20 protein-coding genes are annotated in these 26,702 nt (G+C 66.4%); 7 read left to right on the top strand and 13 right to left on the bottom strand.

Annotated elements, in window-relative coordinates; genetic code table 11:
• Positions 1-16: 16 nt before the first annotated feature.
• The 5 genes from OKA11_RS13105 to OKA11_RS13085 form a co-directional block, all read right to left on the bottom strand.
• Positions 17-1,993, bottom strand: coding sequence for a hypothetical protein (locus tag OKA11_RS13105; RefSeq protein ID WP_267220934.1), 1,977 nt, complete (start codon positions 1,991-1,993; stop codon positions 17-19).
• Positions 1,994-2,216: 223 nt separating this feature from the next.
• The gene (locus OKA11_RS13100) at positions 2,217-2,732 is read right to left on the bottom strand and encodes a porin family protein (RefSeq protein ID WP_267220932.1); all 516 of its coding nucleotides are present in this window, start codon (positions 2,730-2,732) and stop codon (positions 2,217-2,219) included.
• A 605-nt stretch (positions 2,733-3,337) separates the two neighbouring features.
• On the bottom strand, positions 3,338-5,968 hold the full coding sequence (locus tag OKA11_RS13095; RefSeq protein WP_267220930.1) for a TonB-dependent receptor: 2,631 nt from the start codon (positions 5,966-5,968) through the stop codon (positions 3,338-3,340).
• Positions 5,969-6,121: 153 nt separating this feature from the next.
• Positions 6,122-7,639, bottom strand: a complete 1,518-nt coding sequence (locus OKA11_RS13090) for an MFS transporter (RefSeq protein WP_267220988.1) — start codon at positions 7,637-7,639, stop codon at positions 6,122-6,124.
• 732 nt (positions 7,640-8,371) lie between these two features.
• The gene (locus OKA11_RS13085; protein WP_267220928.1) at positions 8,372-9,412 is read right to left on the bottom strand and encodes a LacI family DNA-binding transcriptional regulator; all 1,041 of its coding nucleotides are present in this window, start codon (positions 9,410-9,412) and stop codon (positions 8,372-8,374) included.
• A gap of 389 nt (positions 9,413-9,801) precedes the next feature.
• Here OKA11_RS13085 and OKA11_RS13080 point away from each other — a divergent pair, with 389 nt between their 5' ends.
• From OKA11_RS13080 to OKA11_RS13050, 7 genes are all read left to right on the top strand, one after another.
• The gene (locus OKA11_RS13080) at positions 9,802-12,516 is read left to right on the top strand and encodes a TonB-dependent receptor (RefSeq protein WP_267220986.1); all 2,715 of its coding nucleotides are present in this window, start codon (positions 9,802-9,804) and stop codon (positions 12,514-12,516) included.
• A 238-nt stretch (positions 12,517-12,754) separates the two neighbouring features.
• Complete coding sequence (locus OKA11_RS13075; RefSeq protein ID WP_267220925.1) at positions 12,755-14,584, top strand: alpha-amylase family glycosyl hydrolase; 1,830 nt, start codon at positions 12,755-12,757, stop codon at positions 14,582-14,584.
• Positions 14,585-14,606: 22 nt separating this feature from the next.
• Positions 14,607-16,241: an alpha-amylase family glycosyl hydrolase gene (locus OKA11_RS13070; protein ID WP_267220923.1), complete on the top strand. Its 1,635-nt coding sequence runs from the start codon at positions 14,607-14,609 to the stop codon at positions 16,239-16,241.
• Complete coding sequence (locus OKA11_RS13065; protein ID WP_267220921.1) at positions 16,238-18,319, top strand: glycoside hydrolase family 97 protein; 2,082 nt, start codon at positions 16,238-16,240, stop codon at positions 18,317-18,319. The genes OKA11_RS13070 and OKA11_RS13065 overlap by 4 nt, the downstream gene beginning before the upstream one ends.
• A gap of 166 nt (positions 18,320-18,485) precedes the next feature.
• The gene (locus tag OKA11_RS13060) at positions 18,486-19,493 is read left to right on the top strand and encodes a bile acid:sodium symporter family protein (protein ID WP_267220919.1); all 1,008 of its coding nucleotides are present in this window, start codon (positions 18,486-18,488) and stop codon (positions 19,491-19,493) included.
• A gap of 144 nt (positions 19,494-19,637) precedes the next feature.
• Complete coding sequence (locus OKA11_RS13055; RefSeq protein ID WP_267220917.1) at positions 19,638-19,958, top strand: PilZ domain-containing protein; 321 nt, start codon at positions 19,638-19,640, stop codon at positions 19,956-19,958.
• Between the two features lie 176 nt (positions 19,959-20,134).
• On the top strand, positions 20,135-21,394 hold the full coding sequence (locus OKA11_RS13050) for an MFS transporter (protein ID WP_267220915.1): 1,260 nt from the start codon (positions 20,135-20,137) through the stop codon (positions 21,392-21,394).
• 96 nt (positions 21,395-21,490) lie between these two features.
• On the opposite strand, the gene OKA11_RS13045 is transcribed toward OKA11_RS13050, so the two are convergent.
• The 8 genes from OKA11_RS13045 to OKA11_RS13010 form a co-directional block, all read right to left on the bottom strand.
• Entirely contained in the window at positions 21,491-22,252 is a 762-nt protein-coding gene (locus OKA11_RS13045; protein ID WP_267220983.1) for an NUDIX domain-containing protein, read from the bottom strand.
• A 561-nt stretch (positions 22,253-22,813) separates the two neighbouring features.
• The gene (gene grxD, locus OKA11_RS13040) at positions 22,814-23,143 is read right to left on the bottom strand and encodes a Grx4 family monothiol glutaredoxin (RefSeq protein WP_267220913.1); all 330 of its coding nucleotides are present in this window, start codon (positions 23,141-23,143) and stop codon (positions 22,814-22,816) included.
• Positions 23,144-23,172: 29 nt separating this feature from the next.
• The gene (locus tag OKA11_RS13035; RefSeq protein ID WP_267220911.1) at positions 23,173-23,406 is read right to left on the bottom strand and encodes a BolA family transcriptional regulator; all 234 of its coding nucleotides are present in this window, start codon (positions 23,404-23,406) and stop codon (positions 23,173-23,175) included.
• A 12-nt stretch (positions 23,407-23,418) separates the two neighbouring features.
• Positions 23,419-23,736: a DUF1476 domain-containing protein gene (locus OKA11_RS13030; RefSeq protein ID WP_142632368.1), complete on the bottom strand. Its 318-nt coding sequence runs from the start codon at positions 23,734-23,736 to the stop codon at positions 23,419-23,421.
• A gap of 208 nt (positions 23,737-23,944) precedes the next feature.
• Positions 23,945-24,547, bottom strand: coding sequence for a 3-isopropylmalate dehydratase small subunit (leuD, locus tag OKA11_RS13025; RefSeq protein WP_267220907.1), 603 nt, complete (start codon positions 24,545-24,547; stop codon positions 23,945-23,947).
• A complete protein-coding gene (locus tag OKA11_RS13020; protein WP_267220905.1) occupies positions 24,547-24,708 on the bottom strand; it encodes a hypothetical protein in 162 nt (53 codons plus the stop codon). Before OKA11_RS13020 ends, leuD begins: the two co-directional genes overlap by 1 nt.
• Positions 24,709-24,715: 7 nt before the next feature.
• Positions 24,716-26,149, bottom strand: coding sequence for a 3-isopropylmalate dehydratase large subunit (gene leuC / locus OKA11_RS13015; protein ID WP_267220903.1), 1,434 nt, complete (start codon positions 26,147-26,149; stop codon positions 24,716-24,718).
• 112 nt (positions 26,150-26,261) lie between these two features.
• On the bottom strand, positions 26,262-26,648 hold the full coding sequence (locus OKA11_RS13010) for a hypothetical protein (protein ID WP_267220901.1): 387 nt from the start codon (positions 26,646-26,648) through the stop codon (positions 26,262-26,264).
• Positions 26,649-26,702: the final 54 nt, after the last annotated feature.

Below are 26,702 nucleotides of genomic sequence, written 5' to 3'. Positions count from 1 at the left end.
ACGCTCTTGTGGCCGCTCATCTGAGCCCGAAGCCGATCACAACGGAGTGCGCACTGCAGGCGGTGCTTTGCTCGGGGCGGTAGGTGGGGTCGTACTGCACATTCCCGGCCAACGCCGTTGCCGCCTCGATGAAGATCAGCGGAGGGTAGGCCGCCAGCGCGCGTACGTTGGCGGGCGTGCCGTCGGCCTTGATGTCGTGCTCGATGTTCACCCAGCCCTCGAAACCCAGAAACAGGGCCGAGAGCGGATAGGAGGAGCCGGTCGCATTGGATCTGCGCATCGCCGGCGGCAAGCTGATGAGCGCGCATTGCTCCGCGGTCAGCCCGGTCTTGCCATAATAGTCCTGTGCCTGGGGCAAGTCGTGATTGGCGGCGGCGCGGTTGGCCAGTTCCAGCCAGCTCAACTGACGCAGCGGGTGATGTTCGGGCAGGCGCGCATCCTGCGCGACGCTCAGCAGCCAGGTGTTCGACTGGGGCTGGCGGCGATAGAAGCGCTCCTGTGCCGCTGCCAGCAACAGTGTATCGACTGCCAGCGGATCGGTGGCCAAAGCGGGATCGCCGGCGAGCTGCGTAAAGGTCTGGGGGCGCGGCTTGCCGGCCTGGTTACCGGTCTCGTAGCTGCCATGCTTGATGGAGCGTCTGAGCTGCTCCACGCGCAGCCAGTTGATGGCAGCTGGCGGTGCCTGCGCCCCGGTTGCGAGATCGAGCGCCGTCTGCGCGGAGGCATCCGGCGCGAACGGGTCGTAGGACAGGATCAGGCCAAGCGCGGCGGCGCGGGCGGCCGGGGAAGTCGCTCCGCTGGTATCGGCGGCCAGCGGACGCATGGTATTCAGCACGCTCTTGCGGTCGTCGCCCGCCGTTGCTGTGGCGGGAAGCGCGCTTTGCGCCCATTCGCGAAACCGCGTGGTGAGGGGGGCCCAGACGTCGGGGGCATCGCCCAGCCGGTTGCTGCAACGCAGCTCCATGCGCACGGCGGCGCGATAGAACGGTGGGAGCTTGGCCGCATCCTCGGGCTTCCAGTACCACTCGCGAACGGCCTGCTCGAAAGCGGCTGCCACCTCTGGGCCTCCGCGCGAGTAGACGGTTTCGGCATGGGAGATCGTGCCGTCATCCCTGATGCCGAACTCCACGATTGCGACATCGTCAGGACGCAGGCCGGTTTCCGTCCCGCACAGCGGCGATTCCATCGATTCGGCGGGCATGAGCGGCGCGCCGCGGGTGCGACCGGCGCCGGTATAGGCCAGGTAGCGGCGGGCGTCGCTCGGGTGCTTCGTCAGCATCGCCGCCATCGCCAGATCGCTGCGCAGCGAGATTTGCTCGACCGAAGAGCGGAAGGTCAGCCCACCGCTCAGCGACAGCGCTTGCCGGAGTTCCGTGTAGGCCTCTTCATTGCGGCCCTGGTTGAGCAGCGTGCGGGCGTAGAGCGTGTGATAGCCGGCAAGCACCAGCTTGTTTGTCTGTGACCCGGAGCCGAGGATCTGCAGGGCCTCGCGGCTGGGAGCCAGTGCGGCCTCGCCCCCGTCGAAGGCAAGGGCGCGGGACAGGCGGGCCAGCGGGACGAGGCGGGTCTCGCCGGTCCGGCTCTCCAGCGCCTGGCGGAAGTACCCGGCCGCCCCGGCACGGTCGGAGCGGGCCATGTGCACGTCGCCCAGCGCGAGGCGGGCATCCGAGACGTCGCTGGCGAATTTGGGGCCGGCGGCCACGAGTGCGGCGAGGCCGGTGTCGATGGCGCTTTCACCTTCGCTGTAGCGGGCAAGGCGCACGAGGCAGGTGCCCTTGCGCACCGCGATCGAGGCGGCGGCAAACGAGCCGGGCTTGACGTGCGGGGATTTTTCGAGCGCTTCGAACCGGGGGACCGCCTCGATGCACTTGTCGGCGGCAGCCAGTTCGCTCGCCGCATTGAAGCGTTCCTGCAAGGTTCCGCCGGCCGCAGGCGCGGGGGCCGCATTGGGCGCGGCGACCGCCGCAGCGGCCAGAAACACCATCAAAGTCATCAATATTCCCCCGCATGCACAGATGCTTGCAAGCAGAGACCTATGATGTGTTCGGGGTCTTGTCCATTCGGGGCGTGGGAGCGGACGGGGGGGCTGCGAAATGCGCCTCTCGCGAATTTCCGGAGGGTCGCTCGCCGCACGAACGAAAACGGGAAGGGTGGTCCCGCAGGACAACCCTTCCCGTTCCTGTTGCCTTCCCGTCTCGGTGGCGGGTCGGAAGTGTTTAGAAGCGGTAGCCGATGCCGACCACGCCGGCGTCACGGCCGCCGAAGTTCGATTCGTATTCGGTGCGCTGGTATTCGGCCGAGATGTAGGTCTTCGGGGTCACCGCGTATTCAAGACCGCCGCCGTAGCGCACGCCTTCCAGCGAGTAGTTGCCGCCGGCAACCGGCTCGAAGCGGGTGTTGGTGTAGCCGACCTTGGCGAAGGCGAGGACCTTCGGGGTGACCACGTAGCCGGCGCGCACCGAGGCGGTGAGGTCGCGGCTGACGTCGGTGGTGGCGCTGTCGGTGGTGGCGTCGCCGAGGGTCACTTCGGGGCCGATGGTGATGCGGGGGGCAACGCCGATGTCGTAGCCGGCGTTGACGCCGTACGAGAAGCCTTCATCGCCCTGGATCTTGTCGAAACCCATGGTGATTCCGGCGCGCGGGCCCGTGAAAGGCTCGCCGTCCTGCGCAAAGGCGGGGACCGAAGCCGAAGCAGCGAGAGCGGCGGCAGCCGAAAGAACGATGTACTTCATAAGATTCCTCATAATTCCATTATAAATATAGATCCAAAGGGCGGCATTCATCGACCAGTAAATCGAGTATTACTCGACCTGCGGTGCTTTGCTTGGTTCGTTTCTACCATGTTGCTCGGACATTTCGGGGGGTGATATGTTTGTCGAGCAACCCCTTGGGGTGAATTTGCTATGCTCGTTCAAGGGTGTACTCAAAATTAATGGGCCGTAATGTCGGCGTTCACAAATGTGACAGCTTCGTCATGGCGCGGGTCGGTTCGTGGCGATTTTGGGGCAGCGGCCGGGCTGGCGGGGGCGCTGCGCTCGCGCTTGTCCGCCCTGTCGCAATCGCCTGAAATCGCCGTTTCATCGGGTTTTCAGGGCCATGCGGCGTCTTGTGCGCCAGGAGCGCGGACGACGCGCGGACTACGCTTGGGCTGCGCGCCGCAAGGTGATGATTTTGCGCCACATGGTTACACTTTCGCACAAACCGGCGGCACTTTTGCCTAGGCGGCAGGCACGAAAAAAGGGGCGCCGGGAGGAGTTGGCGCCCCTTTTCGAGGTTTCGGCCCGTATGGGCGGGCCGGTTATAGGGCCGCGATGGAGGCGCGGCCCGATCCGGAAGATCAGTACTTGAAGGTGATGTCCGCCAGATAGCTGCGGCCATACTTCTCGTAACGGGCGATCTGGTCGGGGTCGTTGTTCCAGTAGAAGCGGGCGACCTGGTTGGTCAGGTTGTTCGCCTGGAAGCGGACCGAGATGCTCTTGTTGATCGCGTAGGACACGCTGGCCCCCAGCGTCGTCTCGGATTCGAGGCGGGTCAGCTGCGAGGCATCCCAGCCGTAGATCACGGTGAACGGGCTGTGGTGCTTGAGCGCGACGCGGGCGTCGATGCCGTGGCCCGAATACCACAGGTCGAATTCGCCGGTGAACTTGGTGAGACCCACCGCCGGGAACGGATTGCTGGCGGGCGCCAGCTCCTTCATGTTCGAATCCACGTAGCTGGCATTGGCGTAGAGGCCGAAGTTGTCGATGCCGAGGAAGTAGAACGGCGTCTGGATCGTGCCTTCGACACCGGCGACATGGCCGCCCTTGCCGTTGCCCGGCGAGGTGACGGTGTAGGTGTCGCCGCCGATGACCTGCTGGGTCTGGGTATAGCCGACGTTGCTCGACACGTCCTTGTAGTAGGCGGCGACGGCGATCATCGCGTCCTTGTGGAAGTACCACTCGAGGCTGAGGTCGCCCTGCGTCGCCATCAGCGGCTTCAGGTACGGGTTGCCGCCCGAGGCGGTGTTGGTCGGCGGGTAGTTGCTGAGCGCGAGGCTGGCGCGCAGTTCGTCGAGCGGCGGACGCGAGATCACGCGGGCGGCACCGGCGCGCAGCTTGAGCGTGTCGGTCAGGTCGAAGTTGAGGTTGAGGCTGGGCAGCGCGCGGAAGTACTTGCTGTTGTCGTTGACCGGCGAATACTCGGTCACGTTCTGCGTGCCGTCCCAGTAGGTGCGGCCCGAGAAGGCGTTCGAGTGGGTGGCCACGTTGACGAAGCGCACGCCGAGGTTACCCGTGAAGAAGGACCCCGCGAAGTCCGACATCAGGTAGCCTTCGAAGTTGTCTTCCTTGACGCGCCAGTACTTCGACTTGTCCTGCGTGGGGGTGCCGATGGTCAGGTATTCGGCGGCCAGCGTCTTGTAGTTGCCCCAGACGAGCGTGGGCACGTCGAAGCCGTGGACGTCGAAGGCGGTGAGGTACGAGGAATCGATCGTGCCGCTGCCCGAGACCGAGGCGCTGTAGGCATCGTAGCTCTTCACGCGGTTCGAGTAGCGCAGGCCCGCGCCGAAGCCGGTGAAGAAGCCGCCATCGATGTGGCGGTAGATGTCGACCTGGCCGGCGCCGAGATCGTCCTTGAGGCGCTGCGGGCCGTCATACTGGCCGCCCGAGACGACCTGGTTCGAAAGGTCGGCGGTGTTCGCGCTGACCGAGACGCTGGGCACCTGGTTCCGGCCGGTGGCGAACGTCGTGCTTTCGGGCCACATGTCGACGTAGAGCGCGCCCCACGAATTGTCGCGGCGGGCGCGCGAGTACGAGGCGTCGAACTTCACGGTCCAGTCGCCATCGTCGTACTTGGCGTTGAGGCCGGTGACGAAGAGGTTCTTGTCCTCGGTGTACTTGGCGATCGCGTTGGTGACCGACGAGTAGTTGTTCAGCGTCGCGCCGGTGATCGTGTTGCCCGAAAGCGTGTAGCTGCCGTTCTGGTAGATGTCGCCCGGCGCGCCGATGGTGCCGCCCCAGTCGCCCCAGCCGTTCGAGCGGCCGTACCACTGCTGCGCCTGGTTCTCGTCGATCTTCACCTTGGAGTAGAGAACGTCGAGGTTGATGTCCCAGTCGGTGGTCGGCTTCCACTGGATCGCGCCGGTGGTGGACCAGCGGGTTTCCTTGAGCGCCTTGATCTCGGTCTGCGCACCCCAGGGGGCGTTGACCGGCTCGCCGTTCAGCGTGGGGGCCGAGGCGCCGTTGACGTCGTAGGTGTTGTAGCCCCAGCCCTGGAACGAGTTGTAGCCGTTCTTCTGGCGCTGGAAGGTGCCGCCGACGACGACCGCGAGATTGTCGGTCAGGTGGCCGATGTACTGGGCGCTGCCGCGCGAACCCCAGCCGGAATAGCCCGGAATGTCCTTGCCGCCGTCGTTGTAGAGCGCGCCGGCGCGCACGGTGAGGGCGGGGCCCTGATAGTCGAGCGGGCGCACGGTGCGGATGTCGATGGTCGCCGCGACGCCGCCCGAGATCACGTTGGCGGCCTGCGACTTGTAGACGGTGACGCCCGAGACGATTTCGGAGGGGTAGATTTCCCAGCGGACGTTGCGGTCGGGCTCGGACGAGGCGACTTCGCGGCCGTTGATGAGGCCGAGCACGAGGCGGGGGCCGAGGCCGCGCACGGCGGCCTGGCTGGCGTTGCCGCGGTCACGCGTGGCGGTGACGCCCGGCAGGCGGGCGAGCGAATCGGCGATGGTGACGTCGGGCAGGGCGCCGATGTCCTTCGCGCTGATCTGTTCGGTGACGACGGTCTGCGCGCGCTTGGCGTTGAGCGCGTCCCGCAGCGAGGCGCGCAGGCCGGTGACGACGATGGCGTCGTTTTCGGCGGCGCTCTGGTCGGCTGCGGCGGTGTCGGTCGATTGTGCGAATGCCGGCTGCGAAAGCGCCTGCACGCCAAGTGCGATGGCGAGCGCGCTGGACGCACGGAATGCGGTGCGAAGCTTCAGGTCCACGTATCCCTCCCAATAAGCAGATGTCTTATTTATCGGACAATTATATTTGTCGGACATGAAAGTCAACGCGCAGCCGTGGGGAACGCCGGGAATCGCGGTAAATGGCGGATTGTCGAGGGTATCGGGAAAGGCGCCGTTTTTAAGGTAGCGCTATCAGTCTGCCGGGGCCTTGATTCGCAGCGCGGCGACGGCGGCGACGAGCAGCGTCGCGGCGGCAAAGGCCATCGTCCAGATCGGCTCGTGTGGGAAGAAAGCCTTCATGATCGAGCCCATGACGGTGGCCACCAGCAGCTGCGGAAGCACCACGAAGACATTGAAAAGGCCCATGTAAATGCCGAGTTTCGCCTGCGGCAGGCTGCTTGCGAGGATGGCGTAGGGCATGGCGAGAATAGAGGCCCAGGCAATGCCGATGCCGATCTCGGCCAGCACCAGCAGGTGGGGGTCGCGCAGCACCAGGAACAGGGCGAAGCCGAGGGTGCCGAACGTCAGGCACAGGGCATGGGTGCGCGCCTTGCCGAGGCGGCGGGCCAGCCAGGGCAACAGGGCCAGGGCGGCGATGGCTGCCACGCCGTTATAGACGGAGAAAAGCACGCCCACCCAGTTGCCCGCCTGCTGATAGGCGGCGCTGGCGGGATCGGCCGAGCCGAAGTGGTACTGCGCGACCACCGGGGTCGTGTTGATCCACATGATGAAAAGCGCGGACCAGCTGAAGAACTGCACGAAGGCGAGGCGCTTCATGATCGGCGGCATGCCGGCAAAATCGCCGACGATCCCGGCCAGCATCGAGGCGCTGCGGCCCGCGCGGGCCAGCAGGACGGCGGCGATCACCGCAAGGCCGTAGCCCGCCAGCAATCCGCCGAGCAGGTAGACTTCCTTTTCCAGATTCCACGTCCAGACGCCCAGCGCCACCGCTGCGCCGGCGGCGATCCAGACGAGGCCGCCAAGCGGGCTGCGCGTGGCCAGCGCCTCGGCGCTGGGGGCGTGGAAGGGCTCCTCGCCCTCGAAGGCGGCGAGTTCGTGCGGGGCATATTCGCGGGTGCTCAGCACCGTCCACAGCACGGCGGCAAACAGCGCCGCACCGCCCGCCCAGAAGCTGAAGCGCACGGTATCGGGAATGCCGCCGGGGGCGGCGATGTTGCTGACGCCGAGATGGTCGAGGACATAGGGAAACAGCGAGCCTGCGACCGCGCCCACGCCGATGAAGGCGGTCTGCACGGCGTATCCGGCGGTGTGCTGGTCTTTCCTCAGCATGTCGCCGACGAAGGCGCGGAACGGCTCCATCGAGACGTTGAGGCTGGCATCCAGCATCCACAGCAGCAGCGCTGCCATGAGGAGGCCGGAGCTTTCCGGCATGACCAGCAAGGCCAGCGCCGCCAGCAGCGCGCCGCCGAGGAAATAGGGGCGGCGGCGGCCGAGCCGCCCGAGCCAGGTTCTGTCGGACAAATGGCCGATCACCGGCTGCACCAGCAGGCCGGTCAGCGGAGCGGCGATCCACAGCGCGGGGAGATCGTCGATCGCGGAGCCGAGCGACTGGAACACGCGGCTCATGTTCGCGTTCTGGAGCGCGAAACCGATCTGGATGCCGAAGAAGCCGAAACTGATGTTCCACAGGCCGGCCCAGCCTTGCCGCGGCTTTTCCGCCCTGATCGCGCCCGAAACCGCCTGATCCATCACGTCCTTTTCCCTGGTTCCGCAAGGCATCGAGGCCCGGCGTTTGTGTAACGCCGGGCCTCGCATGGGCGGTGCGCCTGGGCAAGATGCATACGAATGCTTTGGCGGTGCGGGCCGGGGGCGGGGGGATGCCGGTCAGGAGCCGCAGACAGATCCGATCACGCCCCATAGCAGTCATAGGGGGCCTGAGTTACGATACCGTATGCTTCGATATCTCACCCTGCTGCCAGCCTTTTCGTTGCTGGCAACCCCCGTGCCTATCGCAGCCGACGCTCGGCTTCCGTCAAACTGCAAGTGGGTGACAGGCCGCCTGTTTGTCGCAAACGGGACGCCCAGCATCAGGATTTGGCCTCGCGGTACAAAGCGAATTCTTGGAGTTCTCAACCGCGAGGGGGCAGCAGAAGGGCGCGGCGTTCTTCCGGACAGTATCTCAAGGCTGTCGCCATCTTTTGAACGAAGTGTCTGGGGCACATTCCACACATGCCCACTGACGCGGAACCGGCCAGGTTGGATGAGGATGGTCTACATCGACAAGGCCCGAGCGCTAACCGTCAGTCCGACCGGCACATAGCCACCCGAAACGGACCAAACCCGCTCCGCCTGAGCTTGTCGAAGGCCCCGAAGCGGGGCGCTCAGCCCCCATGCTTCGACACGCTCAGCATGAGCGGGGTGGTTAGGGCAGCGTCCGCTTTCCACCCGAACATGACCTCCCATCCCCCTCGTTTCCCCACGTTACGCTGACTTCAGGGTACTGGCCCGCGCGATCAGGCGTGACGGCAGGGTGGGGGCGGGCAGGGGGGTGTCCTCGATCTGCGCGACCAGCGTCTCGACCAGCCGTTCGCCCGCGCCCTTGAGGTCCTGCATCACCGTCGTCAGCGGCGGATGGGTCATGCTGGCGGCAGGCAGGTCGTCGAAGCCCATCACCGCGACGTCGTCCGGGATCGCGCGTCCGGCCGCGGCCAGCGCCCGCATCGCGCCGATGGCGATGAGGTCGCTGGCGGCAAACACCGCGTCGAACCCGGCGCCGCTGTCCAGGATGTCCTGCATGGCGCGCTGGCCGAGTTCCTCGTGGCTGATCGCATCGCGCTGGAGCATGGGGTCGCAGGCGAGGCCGGCCTCCGCCAGCGCGCTGCACAGGCCCCGGTAGCGGTCGGCGAATTCGGGGTAGTGCTCGTCCGCCTGGCCGAGGAAGGCGATGCGCTTGCGGCCGAGGCCGATCAGGTGCTCGCCCGCCAGCTTGCCCGCGCCGAAATTGTCCGAGCCCACGGTGGCGCCGATGGTGCGATCGTCCACCGAACCCCAGCGCACGAAGTGGGTGCCTTGCCTGACCAGCTGTTCGAGGCGGCTTTCGTAGAGCGTGTAGTCGCCGTACCCCAGCAGGATCAGCCCGTCGGCGCGGTGGCTGTCCTGATAGCGCACGTGCCAGTCGTCCTCCATCTTCTGGAACGAGATGAGGAGGTCCAGGGCGCGATTCGCGCATTGCCGGGTGATCGATGCCAGCATGGCGAGGAAGAAGGGGTTGATCTTCGAATCGTCGGGCGTCTGCTCCTCGAAGAACAGCAGCGCGATGGTGTTGGCGCGCTGCGAGCGCAGCGACGAGGCGTTCTTGTCGACCGAGTAGTTCAGCTCGCGCGCGATGGCCTCGATCCGCTCGCGGGTGGCGGCGCTGACCGCCTTCGACCCCCTGAGCGCGCGGCTGACCGTGGGCTGCGAGACCCCGGCGCGATAGGCGATGTCGAAGCTGGTCGGCCTGTTGCTCGGCTTGCGTCCCACCTTGTCCTCTTCCGTAAAAAATCCAGAATTTCCACGAGACTGCGCGTTTCCACGGAGGTGGCAGAACGGCAACGCCGCGTGGCCTACCGGCACTTGCGTATACGTATGCCATATTATGCATTCACCTGTCCCGTCCTAAGCAGGGGGAGAGCGGAAGCGTCGCGGTGGACAACCACCGGGCCTTCCACGGCGCTTGGGGATGCGCATTTGCCCCGATCCGCCGGTCACTTTGGAGGAGGACACAGATGTTGCTTCACGACCCTATCTCGCGCCCGAAGACCGTGTCTTCGCTGGATTTCATGTCGGGCCCGAAGACGGTGTCTTCGCTGGCCTTCATTTCGGGCGCGAAGACCGTGTCTTCGCTGGCGCTCGCCATCGCGCTGGTTGCCATGCCGCACGGCGCATCGGCGCAGGAAGCGGGCACGGTTACCTCCGACGCCGAGACCCAGTCGATCGTCGTCACCGGTTTTCGGGCCAGCCTTGAATCGGCGGTCAACAAGAAGAAGGGCGCCGAGCAGATCGTCGAATCGGTCTCGGCCGAAGACATCGGCAAGCTGCCCGACGCCTCGATCGCCGAATCCATCGCCCGCCTGCCGGGCCTGACCTCGCAGCGCGTCAACGGCCGCTCGAACGCGATCTCGATCCGCGGCTTCGCGCCGGACTTCTCGACCACGCTGCTGAACGGCCGCGAGCAGACCTCGACCGGCGACAACCGCGCGGTTGAGTACGACCAGTATCCCTCCGAGGTGATCAACGCGGTCAACGTCTACAAGACGCCGATGGCGAGCCTGGTCGGCCAGGGCCTGTCGGGCACCGTCGACATGCGCACGATCCGCCCGCTCGATGCCGGCAAGCGCATCGTCACCGTGGGCGCGCGCGGCGTCTATGCCGACCTCGGCAAGCTCAACAAGGGCTCGGACGACAAGGGGTACCGCATCAACGGCATGTACGTCGACCAGTTCGCGAACGACACGCTCGGCGTGGCGCTGGGCGCCAGCTACAACAGCGAGCCCTACCAGGTGCAGGAGTTCAACGCCTGGGGCTATGCCGACACCGCCGACGGCAACAAGGTGATCGGCGGCTCGAAGTCGTACAACACCTCGAGCAAGCTCAAGCGTCTCGGCCTCAACGGCACCCTGCAGTGGCGCCCGAGCCCCGACTTCACCTCGACCCTCGATGCCTTCTATTCGAACTTCAAGGACAACCAGATCAAGCGCGGCATCGAACTGCCGCTCTACTGGTCCTCGGCCACGCTCGATCCCGGCTATACGGTCGAGGACGGGCTGATCAGCGCGGGCAGCTTCTCGAACGTCAAGGGCGTGCTGCGCAACGACGTGTTCCAGCGCCACGCCAAGCTCTATTCATTCGGCTGGAACAACACCTGGAAGGGCGACAATGGCTGGACCGCGATGGCCGATGCCAGCTATTCGAAGACCGACCGCAACGAGCTGACGATCGAGAGCTATTCGGGCACCGGCCGCGCCGGCACCGGCGCCACCGACACGATCGGCTTCACCAGCGCCGCCAAGGGCACGACCTTCACCCACGACATCGATTATGGCGACTGGAGCCAGATCCTGCTGACCAGCCCGCAGGGCTGGGGCGGCACCCAGATCGGCACCGACGGCACTGCGATCTACGGCGGCCAGGACGGCTACTACAACAACCGCAAGATCAAGGACGAGCTCTGGCAGTTCCGCAGCGAGGTGACGAAGGAGCTGGAATCCTCGTTCTTCAGCTCGATCCAGGCGGGCATGAACTACACCAACCATTCCAAGACGCTGACGCCGGAGGAATATTTCCTCGGTCTTGCCGCCAATACCGACGGCACCGTCAGCCTGGCAGTGCCCGAGCAGTACCGCCTCGGCACCACCAACCTCAAGTACCTCGGGCTGGGCAATGTCATCAGCTACAACCCGCTCGCGCTGATCCGCGACGGCATCTACAATCTCGTGCCGAACCCCACCGGCGATGTCGTCTCGAAGGGCTACGCGATCCGCGAGAAGCTGATGACGGCCTATCTCCAGGCCAACATCCGCTCGCAGATCGGCGCCTCGGAGCTGACCGGCAACATCGGCGTCCAGGCGATCTGGACCGACCAGAACTCGACCGGCGGCAGCGCCGCGCCGAACATCGATCCGGCGACCGGCCAGCAGGTGGTCAATGCCAATGGCTCGCCCGCCTACATCTACGCGGTGCGCCGTTCGAGCACGGACTATCTCGACGTGCTGCCCAGCCTCAACCTCTCGCTGCGCATGCCCAGCGACTTCGTGGTGCGCTTTGCCGCCGCGCGCGAGATCATCCGCCCGCGCCTCGACGACATGCGCGCCTCGCTGGAATATGGCTATACCTTCACCAATGGCGTGGCGCAGGTGACCGGCTCCTCGGGCAACCCGGACCTGCGGCCCTGGCGCGCCAATGCGCTCGACCTGACCTTCGAGAAGTACTTCGCCGCCAAGGGCTACATCGCCGCGCAGTTCTTCTTCAAGGACCTCAAGAGCTACGTCTACAACCAGGACGTGGTGATCGACAGCGCCACGCTGGCGCTGCCCGATCCGGGCGCGGGCTACACGATCTCGCCGACGGCGGTGATCAACATCCCGGTCAACGGGCAGGGCGGCAAGCTTTACGGCGTGGAAGTGGCGGGCACGATCCCGTTCGATGCCTTCACCTCGGCGCTCGAGGGCTTCGGCGTGACCGGCTCGGTGGCCTATACCCAGTCGAAGATCCACCCGACCCCGGGCGAACCGGCCTCGGCGCTGCCGGGCTATTCGAAGTGGGTCGCCAACGGCACCGCCTTCTTCGAGAAGTGGGGCTTCAACGCCCGCGCCTCGGTGCGCTATCGTTCGACCTTCATCGGTGAAGTGTCCGGCTTCGCGGCCAACCGCGTGCGCCGCCGCGCCCAGCCGGAAACGATCGTCGATGCGCAGATCGGCTACGACTTCCAGCCGGGCAGTTCGCTGGAAGGGCTCTCGCTCTACATTCAGGGCCAGAACCTCACCAATGCGCCGTTCGTGACCACCAATCCGGGCGATAACCGCCAGATCATCGACTACCAGCGCTACGGCGCGCGGTATCTGGCCGGCTTCACGTATAAGTTCTGAGCCCATCCGGGGCTCGGGTAAGTTCTGAGCCCATCCGGGCCCGGGCAAGTTCTGAGCCCCGCCGGGCTCGGGGCAAGTTCTGAGGCCAGTTATCGGTGCCGTGCGGGGAACCTCTCCTCCTCTCCGGCGGCACCGCCATGGGCGGAACCGGGAAGTCCCTCTCCCTCCCTTCCCGGTTCCGCTTCCCCCGAACGGGTTTCGGGGCGACGATGAGACAAGACATCGGAGAGTGCCCGAGATGAAACGCCTGCTCCCTTCTCTCCTGACCCTGGCCGTAGCGCTTGTCGCGACGGGCGCGGCGGCGGGCCCGCTGGAAGACCTGCGCGCCCGCAGCCCCGAGCAGGAAGTGATCTACTTCGTCCTGCCCGACCGTTTCGAGAACGGCGATCCGTCGAACGATGCGGGCGGCCTCAAGGGGGGCAGGCTGACCACCGGCTTCGATCCGGCGGACAAGGCGTTCTACCATGGCGGCGACCTCAAGGGGCTCACTGCAAGGCTGGGCTATATCCAGAACCTCGGCGCGACGGCGATCTGGGTGGGGCCGATCTTCAGGAACAAGCCGGTGCAGGGGCCCAGGGGCGGCGAGAGCGCGGGCTATCACGGCTACTGGATCACCGACTTCACCCATGTCGACCCGCATTTCGGCACCGACGCGGACTTCAGGGCACTGGTCGATGCCGCCCATGCGCGGGGGCTGAAGGTCTACATGGACATCATCGTCAACCACACGGCGGACGTGATCCAGTACAAGGAGGGCAGGGCCGAGGGCTATCCCTACCGCTCGAAGGCGGATTACCCGTTTTCGCGCAGGGGCGGTGTCTCCGGCGCGCCGATCAATCCCGGCTTTGCCGGTGACGGCGATGCGGGCGCGTCGAACTGGGCGAAGCTGACCGATCCCTCCTTCGCCTATACGCCTTATGTGCCCCGGGGCGAGGAGCGGGTGAAAGTGCCCGCCTGGCTCAACGATCCGATCTTTTACCACAATCGCGGCAATACCGACTGGAAGGGCGAGAGCGCGCAGTACGGCGATTTCGTCGGGCTGGACGACCTTGCGACCGAGAACCCGCGCGTGGTCGAGGGCATGATCGCGATCTACGGCGACTGGATCGACCGGTACGGCGTCGACGGTTTCCGCATCGATACCGCCAAGCATGTGAACCCGCAGTTCTGGCGCGCGTTCGTCCCCGCCATGAAGGCGCGCGCGGCGGCGAGAGGCATCCCGAACTTCCACATCTTCGGCGAAGTGATGACGGGGGACTACGACCCGGCGCTGCTGGCGAGCTGGACCCGCAATGCGGGCCTTCCCGGCGTGCTCGACTTCGCCTTCATGCACGCGGTGCTGAAGGCGGCGGGCGGCGGCAGCGCCGAGGAACTGGCGCGCCTGCCCGAGGATGACGGGCTTTACGAGGGCGGCCCAAATACCAGCAGAGGCGCGGCGGCGATGCAATTGCCGACGTTCCTTGGCAACCACGACGCCGGGCGCGCGGCGATGTTCCTCAAGGCCGCAAACCCGGCGATGGGCGCGGACGAACTGCTCCGGCGGGACGAGCTGGCCCATGCCATGCTGCTCACCCTGCGCGGGGTGCCGACGATCTATTACGGTGACGAGCAGGGCTTTGCAGGGGGCGGCGGCGACCAGCTGTCGCGCCAGGACATGTTTGCCAGCAAAGTGGCGATCTACAACGCTGAGCCGCTGGTCGGCACGGCCAGGACGACGGCAAGCGCAAGCTTCGATCCCGCCCATCCGCTCTACCGCCTGATCGCGCAGCTTTCCGCCTTGCGCGTGAAGACCCCGGCACTGACCCAAGGCCGTTCGGTCACCCGCGCCGCTTCGGACAAGCCCGGCCTCGTCGCCGTATCGCGCTTCGATCCCGGGACGGGCCGCGAAGTGCTGCTGGCCTTCAACACCTCGGACGCGCCGGTTTCGGCGCAAGTTGCCGTCGATCCGGCCTCGCTCGCCTTCGAGACGCTGGCGGGCACGGCCTGCGCCGCCGCGGCCAGCGCGCCCGGCTCGGTGCGCGTCGACCTGCCGCCGCTCGGCTTTGCGGTCTGCGCGGCCAAACCCTGATTCACTCCCCCCGGAAACGACCATGACCCAGACAGCCCCGTGGTGGCGCGGCGCCGCCATCTACCAGATCTATCCCCGCAGCTTCGCGGACGCCAACGGCGACGGCATCGGCGACTTGCCCGGCATCGCCGCGCGGCTGGGGCACGTGGCCAGCCTTGGCATCGAGGCGGTGTGGATTTCGCCGTTCTACGCCTCGCCCATGGCCGATTTCGGCTATGACATTGCCGATTACTGCGCGGTCGATCCGATCTTCGGCACGCTGGACGACTTCGATGCGGTGATCGCGCGGGCCCGCGAGCTGGGGCTCAGGATCATCGTCGATCAGGTCTACGCGCATACCTCCGACAAGCACGCATGGTTCGCGGAAAGCCGCTCCAGCCGCGATAACCCGCGCGCGGACTGGTACGTCTGGGCCGATCCGAAGGAGGACGGCACGCCGCCGAACAACTGGCAGTCGATCTTCGGCGGCCCGGCATGGCGCTGGGACGCGCGGCGCGGGCAGTACTACATGCACAACTTCCTGGCCGAGCAGCCGCAGCTCAATTGCCACAACCCCGCGGTGCAGGACGCGCTGCTGGGCGTGGCGAAATTCTGGCTGGACCGGGGCGTTGCGGGCTTCCGCATCGATGCGCTCAACCATGCGATGCACGATCCGCTGCTGCGCGACAATCCGCCCGCGCCGCAGGACGGCAAACTGCGCACGCGGCCCTACGACTTCCAGACCCAGCGCTACAACCAGTCGCACCCGGATCTCCTGACCTTCATCGAGCGGTTGCAGGCGCTGATTGCGTCCTATCCCGATACCTATTCGCTGGCCGAAGTCGGCGGGCTCAATGCCGGGGTGGAGATGAAGGCCTTCACGCAAGGCCCCGCGCGGCTGAACAGCGCCTATGGCTTCGACTTCCTCTATGCCGAGAGCCTGACGCCCGCGCGCGTCGCCGCCACGCAGGAATTCTGGCCCGATGAGCCAGGCATGGGCTGGCCGAGCTGGGCTTTCGAGAACCACGATGCCCCCCGCGCCGTCTCGCGCTGGTGCCCTGTTGAACTTGGCCCGGGACACCGTGATGCCTTCGCGCGGATGAAGGCGATGCTGCTGCTTTCGCTCAGGGGCAACCCGATCGTCTATCAGGGCGAGGAACTCGGGCTGGAGCAGGACGAGGTGCCGTTCGAACTGCTGCAGGATCCCGAGGCCATCGCCAACTGGCCGCTCACCCTCTCGCGCGACGGCGTGCGCACGCCGCTGCCGTGGCAGGCGCAGGACGAGCATGGCGGCTTCACCAGCGGCCACCCGTGGCTGCCGCTCAGCGAAGCGAACCTGGCCCGCGCGGTGGACCGGCAGGAGGCCGATCCCGCCTCGCTGCTGCACCTGACGCGCCGCCTCATCCACGTGCGCCGCAGCGATGCGGCGCTGCGCGAGGGCACCTGCGAGGTGCTGCTGGCTGACGCGGCGCGGCTGGTGCTGCGCCGCGCGGCGGAGGGGCGTTCGGTACTGGCCGTGTTCAACATCGGTGAAAACGAGGCGCTCTGGCCCGAGGGCGTGCCGGTTGCCGGCCCAGTCCTCGCCGCCGTCAACGAGACTGTACCCGGCTGGCTCCCCGCCTGGGGCGCGATCTGGATTGAAGAAGGGGCCAAGGCTCCTAACGGAGAACCCGCATGAAGCCTTTCCGCCTGCTGGCCCCCGCCCGCTTTCTTGGAGCCGGCATCCTCGCCGCTGCTCTCGCGCCGCTTGCCGTCCATGCGCAGGAAGCCAAACCCAGCGTCACCGCTGCCTCGCCCGATGGTTCGATCGTGCTCACCGTCAGCACCGACAACGACAGCCGCCCCACCTGGTCGCTGTCGCGCAAGGGGCAGCTGCTGATCGCGCCGAGCAAGCTGGGCTTCGTGCTCACCGACGGCGTCAACATGGTGCGCGGCTTTGCGATTTCCGGCAGCGAGACGGGCGCGCAGGACGATACCTGGCAGCAGCCCTGGGGCGAGCGCACCGATGTGCGCGATCACTACAACGAGGTGACCGTCCACTTCCGCCAGTCCGCCGCGCAGGGCAGCCGGTTGATGGACGTGCATTTCCGCCTGTTCGATAACGGCATCGGTTTCCGCTACGAACTGCCCGCGCAGCCGGCGATGAAGACGATGAAGATCGCCGACGAGACCACCGAATTCGACATCGTGCCCAAGGGGACGGCGTGGTGGATCCCGGGCGGCGAGTGGAACCGCTACGAGCAGGTCTACCAGAAGACCGCGATCGACGCCGTTTCCACCGCCCACACGCCGATCACGATGAAGCTGGAGGACGGCACCCACCTCTCGTTCCACGAAGCGGCGCTGGTGGATTATGCCGGCTACTGGTTCAAGCGGGCTGACGGGCAGACCTTCCGCACCACGCTCTCGCCCTCGTCACGCGGGGCGCGGGTGGTGCGCGATCTGCCGTTCAACACGCCCTGGCGCACGATCCGCATAGCGGACAATGTAGCGGGCCTTGTCGAGAACGATCTGGAACTCAACCTCAACGAACCCAACGCGCTGGGCGATGTCAGCTGGGTCAGGCCGATGCGCTACATCGGCATCTGGTGGGGCATGATCCGGGGCGACTGGACCTGGGCGACCGGCCCCCGGCACGGCGCCACCACCGCGCGGGCCAAGCAGTACATCGACTATGCCGCGCGCCACAATTTCGGCGGCGTGCTGATCGAGGGCTGGAACAAGGGCTGGGACGGCGACTGGTTCGGCCACGGCGATTTCAGCTTCACCGAAGCGACGCCGGACTTCGACATCAAGGCAGTGACCGACTATGCGCGCAAGAAGGGCGTGGTGCTGATCGGCCACCACGAGACCGGCGGCAATATCGCCATCTACGAGAAGCAGATGGATGCAGGCTTTGCGCTCTACGAGAAGCTCGGCGTCACGGCGGTCAAGACCGGCTACGTGGCGGACGGCGGCGGCATCATCGCCGGCACCTGGCATTTCGGCGAGAAGCCGGGCGAAACGCATATGGAATGGCATGACGGCCAGCGTCAGGTGAACCATCATCTCGACGTGGTGAAGCTGGCCGCGCAGCACCACATTTCCATCGACGCGCATGAGCCGGTCAAGGACACGGGGCTGCGCCGCACCTATCCCAACTGGGTCAGCCGCGAAGGCGCGCGGGGCATGGAATACAACGCCTGGGGGGCCTTCGCCAACGGGCCGGACCATGAGCCGACGCTGGTCTATACCCGCATGCTGGCAGGTCCGATGGACTTCACGCCCGGCGTGCTGAGCCTCGAGGGCGCGAAGCACGATCCGCTGGCCTCCACGCTCGCCAAGCAGCTCGGGCTCTATCTCGCGATCTATTCGCCGATCCAGATGGCGGCGGACTTTGTCGAGAACCTCGACAAGTACCCGCGCGAGATGGAGTTCATCAGCCACGTCCCCACCGACTGGGCCGAAAGCCACCTGATCGCAGGCGAAGTGGGCGATTATGCGATCTTCGCGCGCAAGGACCGGGGGAGCCCCGAATGGTTCGTCGGCGGCGTCAACGACGCGACCGCGCGTAGCGTCACGCTCTCGTTCGACTTCCTCGAACCCGGCAAGACCTACAAGGCAACGATCTGGAAGGACGGGGAGGGCGCCACTTACCTGACCGAGGCCCGCCACCGGATCGCTTATGAAACGCGCAGCGTGAAGAAGGGCGATACCTACACGCTCTGGCTGGCGCCGGGCGGCGGCGCGGCGATGCGGCTGGTGCCGGGCAAGTAGACGGGGCCGGACCAAAAATGCCCCTTCGGGCATTTTCCCGGCAAAATCTCAGAGGCGCGGGGCGCGGTGCGGGGATTTTCCCTGCGGATCGCCGCGATCTTGACGGATAGGGACGATTGCAGGTGAGGGCTTTTGCCGCGCGCCGGTTGTGCTTAGACAGGCGGGCATGAACCGTCTTCTCGCGCGCCTGAACATCGATCCCTATCTGCTGCTGCTGGTCTCGACCGTGGGGCTCGCCTCGATCGTCCCGGCGCGCGGCGCCTGGGCGGGGATCGCCGGAGGCGCGGCGGATGCGGGCATTGCGCTGCTGTTCTTCCTCCACGGCGCCAAGCTCTCGCGCGAGGCGATCATCGACGGCGCCAAGGCATGGAAGCTGCACCTGACGGTCGCCTGCCTGACCTTCGTGCTGTTCCCCGTTGTCGGCCTCGGCGTCAGCGTCATTCCGGGGCTGGAACCCTCGCTGGCGATGGGCCTGCTGTTCCTGACCCTGCTGCCCTCGACCGTGCAGTCCTCCATCGCCTTCACCGCGATAGCCGGGGGCAACGTGGCGGCGGCGGTGTGCAGCGCCTCGTTCTCCAACCTGGCGGGCATCTTCATCACCCCGGTGCTGACGGCACTGTTCATCACCGGCAAGACCCAGGGCTTCTCGACCGACCCGATCATCACCATCGCCGTCCAGTTGTTGTTGCCGTTCATCGCCGGACACTTGCTGCGCCCGTGGATCGGCGGTTTCGTCAGCCGTCACAAGAAGCTGCTGGGCTACACCGACCGCGGCTCGATCCTGCTGGTGGTCTATACGGCCTTTGGCGCCGCGGTGCTGGACGGGCTGTGGCACAAGGTGACGCTGGCCGAGCTGGGCCTGATCGCGGCGCTGTCGCTGGGCATCCTTGCGGTCATCATGGTGGCGGGCAATGTCATGGGGCGCCTGCTCGGCTTCAACCACGAGGACCGCATCGTCATCCTGTTCTGCGGCTCGAAGAAGAGCCTCGCCACCGGGGTGCCGCTGGCAGGCGTGCTGTTCGCGCCGGCGCAAGTGGGCGCGATCATCCTGCCGCTGATGTTCTTCCACCAGATCCAGCTGATGGTCTGCGCGGTGCTGGCGCGCCGGCTGGCGGCGCAGGCCGAGGCGCAAGCGGCCGTTCCGGCCCGCGCGGAACTTGCCAAAGCGCCCTGATCCTGGCGCTGAAAGTAAGGTCAAAGTAATGTCGAGGCGAAAATTCTGCTTTTTCGCCAATGTATTGTGCGGTGATCTGAGTAAATTCCGGGATCTGTTCTTGCGCTTAACAAAGTGTAAACCCTGTCTCGGTACAATGCGGCTATGGCCCGCTCTTCATCCCCCAGGCAGGCATCGCGCCGTGCTGTTTCGCTGACTGCGCAGTGCCGCACGCAAAGCGGCCTGCGCGATCGCGGCGAAATTTCCGACATTTCCGCCAGCGGTTGCTGCGTGCGGGTATCCGGGCTCTATTTCCGCGTTGGCGCCCGCGTGGTCATCCGCCCGCAAGGGCTGGAAGGGCTGACCGGCGTGGTGCGCTGGGTCGATGGCGATTATGCCGGGGTCGAGTTCGACCGCGAGATCTACCAGCCGGTGGTCGACCATCTTGTCCGGCTCCACGGGGTGACCACGGTCGTGCCGGGCTGAGGGCGGCTTCGGAAAAAAGGCCCGCCCGGAGCTTTCCCGGACAGAATCCAGGCCGCTTCGCCGCGGCGGTATTTGCGCGCGGCCGGGGCGAAGTGTCTCGCCCGCCGGGCCGCAGTGCCTAGGCTGCCTTCCCAGACAAAGCATCCGGCCACGGGCCGGCGAGTCGGGAGAGAGACATGGCACCTGATGCCGATGCGGCCGTTCACGAGGCCCCGAACCATCCGCTGGCACGGCGGATGGGCGTCATTGCGGGCATTTCGCATAACCTGGTGATCGGCACGATCATGGGCGCGTTCAGCATCATGCTGGCCCCCGCCGAACAGAGGCTGGGCGTCAGTGCGGAAGCGGCCGCCGCCGGTATTCCGCTGGTGCTGGTCGGCTCCTCGCTGCTGGCCCCCTTCGTCGGCGTGCTGATCGCGCGGTTCTCGCTGCGGTTGCTGATGCTGCTGGGCGCGCTGCTGGGCGCTGCGGGTTTTGCCATGCTGGCGCTGACGCACAGCTATGCGCTCTATCTTGCCGTCTATGCGCTGCTGCTGGGCCCGGCGATGATCCTGGCAGGATCGATCGCCCCGGCCACGCTGGTGACGCGCTGGTTCGTGCAGAACCGGGGGCTGGCGCTCGGGCTTGTCCATCTGCCGGTCGTTATTGCGATCATGCCCTGGCTGGTGGAGCGCGGACTGCGCGTCTTCACGCCGACCGCGATCTATCTCGGCATCGCGGCCGCCATTGCGCTGATCCTCGTGCCGGCAAGCCTGCTGGCGATCGATCACCCTCCCGGCGGTGAGGGCAAGGCCCCGGTTTCGGCAGGCAAGCGCACGTCGGACGGCTCGCTGAGCGTTGCCCAGTTGCTCTCGCGCCCGCGTTTCTGGGCGCTGTGCCTGGCGGCCATCGCCAGCATGGCAAGCTCGGTCATGCTTGGTTCGCTGCTGGTGCCGATGGGGCAGTCCTGGGGCTTCACCCGCGCCGAAGCGGCGCTGCTGCAATCGGGCATGTCGCTGGTCGGCATCGCCGGTTCGGTGCTGTTCGGCTGGGTGGCAGACCGGCTGGGCGGCGGCCGCTCGCTGGCGCTGATTGGCTTCGATTGCGCGGTGCTCTGGGCGGTGCTGCTGCTGCATCCCCCGTTCGCGGTGACCGGCGTGGTGATCGGCCTGATCGGCCTGCACGGGGCAGGGGCGATCCCGGCGCTGGGACGCGGCCTGTCCGATGCCTTCGGGCAGGCCAGCTACAGCCGTGGTTTTGGCCTCAACACGCTGATCGGCCTGCCGTTCATTGCCATCTCGGTGGTCGGTTCGGCCAAGGTCTTCTCGCTGACGCAGAGCTACGACGGCGCCATCATGGCGATGGCGGGCTTCTTCGTCGTGGCCATGCTGCTGGGGCTCTACGCCGCCGGAGGGCGCCTGGCGCGCCCTGGCGTGGCCGAGGCGGCTCCCGCTTAGAGCGTTTTCTAATCAGGTGGAATCACCTGATGACTCGGAAAACGCGTAAAACCAAAATCTTAGAGCAGACGATCCGATGCAATCGGATCGTCTGCTCTAACCCCTTTGCGCGGTCGCTCTTGGCTGTCCGTCCACCGGATAGCCGAGGTCGGCCGGGATCGTCAGCCATTGGGCGCCGTCCCGAATCTCGATGCGGGGATGGATGCGGCGGACCGGGTGGCGGGCGATGTCTTCCAGTGCCTCCTCGTGGCTGGCAAAGCGGGCGAGGCGTTCGAGATTGCGGCGGGTCGGGAAGATCACCGAGATCTCGCCGCGATCCGCCATGGCGAGCGCCTCTGCGGCGCTGGTCCAGAACAGGCGGGTGTTCTCGGTGGCATCCACCTCGATGTCGACGGCGCCGGTGCCAAGGTCGATCACGAAGAAGCGGGTGTCGAAGGCGCCTTCCCATGGCGGGCACCAATGCGCGTAGAGCGCCAGCCGCTGGGGTTCGAGATGCCAGCCGAAGTGCTTGAGCACCGGGGCCAGGCTGCCCTGTTCCAGCAGCATCGCCCGCGCCCCGGCAGCCTCGGCGGGGGAAACCGGTGCGGTCGTGGCGACCATCAGGCCGGTCTCTTCCAGCGTCTCGCGAATGGCGGCGATGCGGGCGGCGGCGATTTCCTCTGCCTCGCCGGGCAGGATCCTGCGCGCAAGCTCGCGGTCGGCCGCATCCACCCGGCCGCCCGGGAACACCGCCGCGCCGCCCGCGAAGCGCATTTCCTTGGCGCGCTGGACCATCAGCACTTCCGGCGGGCCGTCGGCAGCCCCCCGGAAAATCACCAGGGTGGCGGCGGGAATGACCCTGGGGCCATCGGCGGGCATCGGCTGGTCGCTCGGGGGCGTGCTCTGGTAAGCGCTCGGCTGGTCGCTCTGGGGCGGGCCGCTTGTGGACGGAGCGTTCGGCGGTGTCGTGGTCATCGCCCGATCATGGCGCGGCCGGGCGGGGTGGCAAGGCGAATTGTCGGCAAAGGCGGCAAACCGGCAATTCGTCGCCGGGGCGGCAGGGCAGACCGGCGCCGGATCGCAGCGGATCGGCGTCTATTGTCGGTTCTCTTTACAATCGTTGACAATTCGTTGCCTCGCGAATCATACGAATGGCGGAATTCCGCGAAATTTGGAATTTGGCACGACTTGTGCTTATATATCTGCGTACCCCGAGTATGTCTCGACTGAGACGGGGCCGAAAGTCTCCCGGCCCCGTCTCCCCGAGCCTCTCCCCTTTTTCGAAATCCGCGAAATTCCTGCTCTCGCTGGCGGCGAAGCTGTATCGCGCGCATGCGAAAACGCCCGGAGGTTTCCCCCCGGGCGCTTTGCAAATGCTTTACGCTGGTTTTTAGAGCGTTTTCTCATCAGGTGGAATCACCTGATGACTCGGAAACTGCTCTAGCCCTGCGTGGCGAGGCCTGCGTCGATGAAGAGCTGCGAAAGCTCGCCGGCCTCGTACATCTCCATCATGATGTCGCTGCCGCCGACGAATTCGCCCTTCACGTAGAGCTGCGGGATCGTCGGCCAGTCCGAGAAGGACTTGATGCCCTGGCGGATTTCCATGTCCTGCAGCACGTCGACGCTCTCGTAAGGGGCGCCAAGGCGCTCCAGGATGGCGACGGCGCGGCTGGAGAAGCCGCACTGCGGGAACAGCGGCGTGCCCTTCATGAACAGGACGATGTCGTTATTGTTTACAATCTCGCCGATGCGGGCGTTGACGTCGGACATTTTTCGAAACCTTCAGAAACGGACCGACGTCAGTTGGGAACGGCGGTGGTAAGTTGCAAGGCGTGGAGGACGCCGCCCATGCGGCCGCCCAGTGCTTCGTAGACCATCTTGTGCTGCGCGACGCGCGGTTTGCCGGCAAAGGCGGCGCTGGTCACGTGGGCGGCGTAATGGTCGCCGTCACCGGCAAGGTCGGTGATCTCGACCTGGGCGTCGGGCAGGGCCTCACGGATGAGAGCCTCGATCTCGGGGGCGGACATGGCCATCGTGCGTGATCCTCAGCCCAGGAAAGCGCGGCGGGCTTCGACCTGCTTGGCCTCGAGCGCGCTGCGCACTTCGGCTTCGCTGGTGTCCACGCCGGCGGCGGTGATGTCGCCGATGAGCTTGCGGATCACGTCCTCGTCGCCGGCTTCCTCGAAGTCGGCCTGGACCACGGCTTTTGCATAAGCTTCGGTTTCGGCGTGGGAAAGTCCCATGCGCTCGGCCGCCCATTCGCCCAGAAGGCGGTTGCGGCGGGCCTGGATGCGGAACTGGATATCGGCGTCATGCACGAACTTGGCCTCCTCAGCCCGTTCACGATCCTGGAAAGTCGTCATCTTGCACCCTCTGTCAATACAAGTGTCCATACACTGGGCCGCACGGATTAGCACGTGCCGATAGGGCGGGGATTGATCCTGTTCAATCCCGTTTCACAGAATGAAACGCAAAAGCGCGGCAGTGCGGCGGCCGGAAACGATAGCGGCCCGCTCTCCGGTGGGAGGGCGGGCCGCTATCCGATCGCCGGGCGCTGCGGGCAGAAACCCGTCAGGCCGCCGTCGCAGGTGTCTTCGCAAGGAAGGGCAGGTCTGCCTTGGCCTTGGCTTCGTAGACCGAGATCGCATCGCCCTGCGCCATGGTCAGGCCGATCTCGTCGAGCCCTTCGAGCAGGCAGTGCTTGCGGAAGGCATCGATCTCGAAGGTCCAGCGGTCCTGGAACGGGGTCGTCACCGACTGGGTTTCGAGGTCGACGTCGATCGGATGCTCGCGCGCGACTTCCATCAGGCGGTCGATCGCCTCCTGCGGCAGCGCCACGGTGAGGATGCCGTTCTTGAACGCATTGCCCGAGAAGATGTCCGAGAAGCTCGGCGCGATCACGCAGGAGACGCCCATGTCGAGCAGGGCCCAGGCGGCGTGCTCGCGGCTCGATCCGCAGCCGAAGTTGTCACCCGCGATCAGGATCGGGGCGCCCGCATATTCGGGATCGGTGAAGACGTTGCCCGGCTCCTTCTTGACCGCCTCGAAGGCGCCCTTGCCAAGGCCTTCGCGGGTGATCGTCTTGAGCCAGTGGGCGGGGATGACGACGTCGGTATCGACGTTCTTGCGGCCGAACGGGATGGCCCGCCCGGCGACGTGGGAAATCGCGTCCATCAATCGGTCTCGGTGGCTTTTTCGGGGTGCAGCGCCTTTTCGTTGCTGCGGGCCTTGCGGCGCTTCACGAAGAGCAGGGCCGCGGCGATGGCGGCCGAACCGATGGCGGCACCGGCAGCGATGGCGGCCTTGCCGGCCAGATCCTTGGTTTCGTCGGTCATCTCGTGATCATCCCATCAGTTCGCGGACGTCGGTGAGCTTGCCGGTCACGGCGGCGGCGGCGGCCATGGCGGGGCTCATCAGGTGGGTGCGGCTGCCAGGGCCCTGGCGGCCGGTGAAGTTGCGGTTGCTGGTCGACGCGCAGCGCTCGCCCGCCGGAACCTTGTCGGGGTTCATCGCCAGGCAGGCCGAGCAGCCCGGCTCGCGCCACTCAAGGCCGGCATCGATGATGATCTTGTCGAGACCTTCGGCTTCCGCCTGCGCCTTCACGAGGCCGGAGCCGGGGACGACGATCGCCCACTTGACGTTGTCCGCCTTGTGGCGGCCCTTGAGCACTTCGGCCGCGGCGCGGATGTCCTCGATGCGGCTGTTGGTGCACGAGCCGATGAAGACGTTCTGCACTTCCACGTCGGTCAGCTTCGTGCCCGGCGTCAGGCCCATGTAGTCGAGGCTGACCTTGACCGCCTCGCGCTTGGAGGCGTCGGCGAAGTCTTCCGGCGCCGGCACGCTGCCGCCGATGGCCGAGGTGTCCTCGGGGCTGGTGCCCCAGGTGACGGTGGGCTGGATGTCCTCGGCGCGGATCTGCACGGACTTGTCGAAGGTCGCGCCTTCATCGGTGGCGAGGCTCCGCCACCAGGCCAGGGCCTTGTCCCAGTCCTCGCCCTTGGGCGCGTAGGGGCGGCCCTTGACGTAGGCGAAGGTCGTCTCGTCGGGCGCGATCAGGCCGGCGCGGGCGCCGCCCTCGATGGCCATGTTGCACACCGTCAGGCGGCCCTCGACGGTCATTTCCTCGAAGACGTTGCCGCAGAACTCGATCACGTGGCCGGTGCCGCCGGCCGTGCCGATCACGCCGATCACGTGGAGGACGACGTCCTTGGAGGTGACGCCGGCGCCGAGCTGGCCCTCGACGCGCACTTCCATGGTCTTCGAGCGCTTGAGCAGCAGGGTCTGCGTGGCGAGCACGTGCTCCACCTCGCTGGTGCCGATGCCGAAGGCGAGGGCGCCGAGGCCGCCGTGGCAGGCGGTGTGGCTGTCACCGCAGACGATGGTGGCGCCGGGCAGCGAGAAGCCCTGTTCGGGGCCGACGACGTGGACGATGCCCTGTTCGGCGTCGGTCGAATCGATGTAGCGGATGCCGAATTCGGGCGCGTTCTTCTGCAGCGCGGCCAGCTGCTGGGCGCTTTCGGGGTCGGTGATCGGCAGGATATGGCCTGCCGCGTCCTTGCGGGCGGTGGTGGGCAGGTTGTGGTCCGGCACCGCAAGCGTAAGGTCGGGGCGGCGCACCGGGCGTCCGGCGACACGAAGGCTTTCGAAGGCCTGCGGGCTGGTGACCTCGTGAACGAGGTGCCGGTCGATGTAGATGAGGCTGGTGCCGTCATCGCGCGTGTCGATGACGTGGGCGTCCCAGATCTTCTGGTAGAGGGTGCGCGGCTGTTTGGTCATGATGGATGCGCGATTAGGCGCGCCTGTCCCGCAATTCAAGGGGGATCGGCGCGCCTTTTCGCGCAACTTTATTTGCTGGGCCGCCAGGGGGAGCCTTTATCGGCGGGCCCCATTACCCCCTGTGGCCGTTGCGATCGCTGCGTTCACCGCGCAGCGCGACGTGGACCTTGTCGATCCGGCGCTCGAGCGTCTCCATCTCGCGGGCATTGAGGCCGCCGCGGGCGTAGGCGGTGTGGAGGCGCTGGATGTCGGCGGCTTCACGGCGCAGGCCGGCGGCTTCGCGCTGGCTGATGGTGCGGCGGGTGGCGGCGCGGTCGATCTGCGCCCGCAGGCCCGCGATGTCGGCACGGATCGCCGCTTCACGCTTGGGGGTGACATGGGCGGCCTGCTGGCGCGGTGCGTCGTAGCGCGGCGCGGCCTCGGCCATGCCCGGCGCGACGGCCGAGAAGGCCAGCGTGGCGACGAGGGCGGGGGCGATCAGGCGGGCAATCTTGCGCATCGAATTTTCCTTCCATTTTCGGATCTTGTTTCGTGAGTTCAGATTTAGAAGTCC

This window comes from Novosphingobium clariflavum (genome assembly GCF_026420865.1).
Lineage (GTDB): Bacteria > Pseudomonadota > Alphaproteobacteria > Sphingomonadales > Sphingomonadaceae > Novosphingobium > Novosphingobium clariflavum.
The sequence above is the reverse complement of the archived record's forward strand: the minus strand, read 5'-3'. Positions and strand labels throughout refer to the sequence as shown.

Coding starts and splice junctions, on each gene's coding strand:
- OKA11_RS13050 (WP_267220915.1), top strand. CDS start 20,135: ATGGCACCTGATGCCGATGCGGCCGTTCACGAGGCCCCGAACCATCCG.
- OKA11_RS13030 (WP_142632368.1), bottom strand. CDS start 23,736: ATGACGACTTTCCAGGATCGTGAACGGGCTGAGGAGGCCAAGTTCGTG.
- OKA11_RS13100 (WP_267220932.1), bottom strand. CDS start 2,732: ATGAAGTACATCGTTCTTTCGGCTGCCGCCGCTCTCGCTGCTTCGGCT.
- OKA11_RS13070 (WP_267220923.1), top strand. CDS start 14,607: ATGACCCAGACAGCCCCGTGGTGGCGCGGCGCCGCCATCTACCAGATC.
- OKA11_RS13105 (WP_267220934.1), bottom strand. CDS start 1,993: ATGACTTTGATGGTGTTTCTGGCCGCTGCGGCGGTCGCCGCGCCCAAT.
- OKA11_RS13020 (WP_267220905.1), bottom strand. CDS start 24,708: ATGACCGACGAAACCAAGGATCTGGCCGGCAAGGCCGCCATCGCTGCC.
- leuC (WP_267220903.1), bottom strand. CDS start 26,149: ATGACCAAACAGCCGCGCACCCTCTACCAGAAGATCTGGGACGCCCAC.
- OKA11_RS13075 (WP_267220925.1), top strand. CDS start 12,755: ATGAAACGCCTGCTCCCTTCTCTCCTGACCCTGGCCGTAGCGCTTGTC.
- OKA11_RS13065 (WP_267220921.1), top strand. CDS start 16,238: ATGAAGCCTTTCCGCCTGCTGGCCCCCGCCCGCTTTCTTGGAGCCGGC.
- OKA11_RS13060 (WP_267220919.1), top strand. CDS start 18,486: ATGAACCGTCTTCTCGCGCGCCTGAACATCGATCCCTATCTGCTGCTG.
- OKA11_RS13045 (WP_267220983.1), bottom strand. CDS start 22,252: ATGCCCGCCGATGGCCCCAGGGTCATTCCCGCCGCCACCCTGGTGATT.
- OKA11_RS13090 (WP_267220988.1), bottom strand. CDS start 7,639: ATGGATCAGGCGGTTTCGGGCGCGATCAGGGCGGAAAAGCCGCGGCAA.
- grxD (WP_267220913.1), bottom strand. CDS start 23,143: ATGTCCGACGTCAACGCCCGCATCGGCGAGATTGTAAACAATAACGAC.
- OKA11_RS13055 (WP_267220917.1), top strand. CDS start 19,638: ATGGCCCGCTCTTCATCCCCCAGGCAGGCATCGCGCCGTGCTGTTTCG.
- OKA11_RS13010 (WP_267220901.1), bottom strand. CDS start 26,648: ATGCGCAAGATTGCCCGCCTGATCGCCCCCGCCCTCGTCGCCACGCTG.
- OKA11_RS13035 (WP_267220911.1), bottom strand. CDS start 23,406: ATGGCCATGTCCGCCCCCGAGATCGAGGCTCTCATCCGTGAGGCCCTG.
- leuD (WP_267220907.1), bottom strand. CDS start 24,547: ATGGACGCGATTTCCCACGTCGCCGGGCGGGCCATCCCGTTCGGCCGC.
- OKA11_RS13080 (WP_267220986.1), top strand. CDS start 9,802: ATGCCGCACGGCGCATCGGCGCAGGAAGCGGGCACGGTTACCTCCGAC.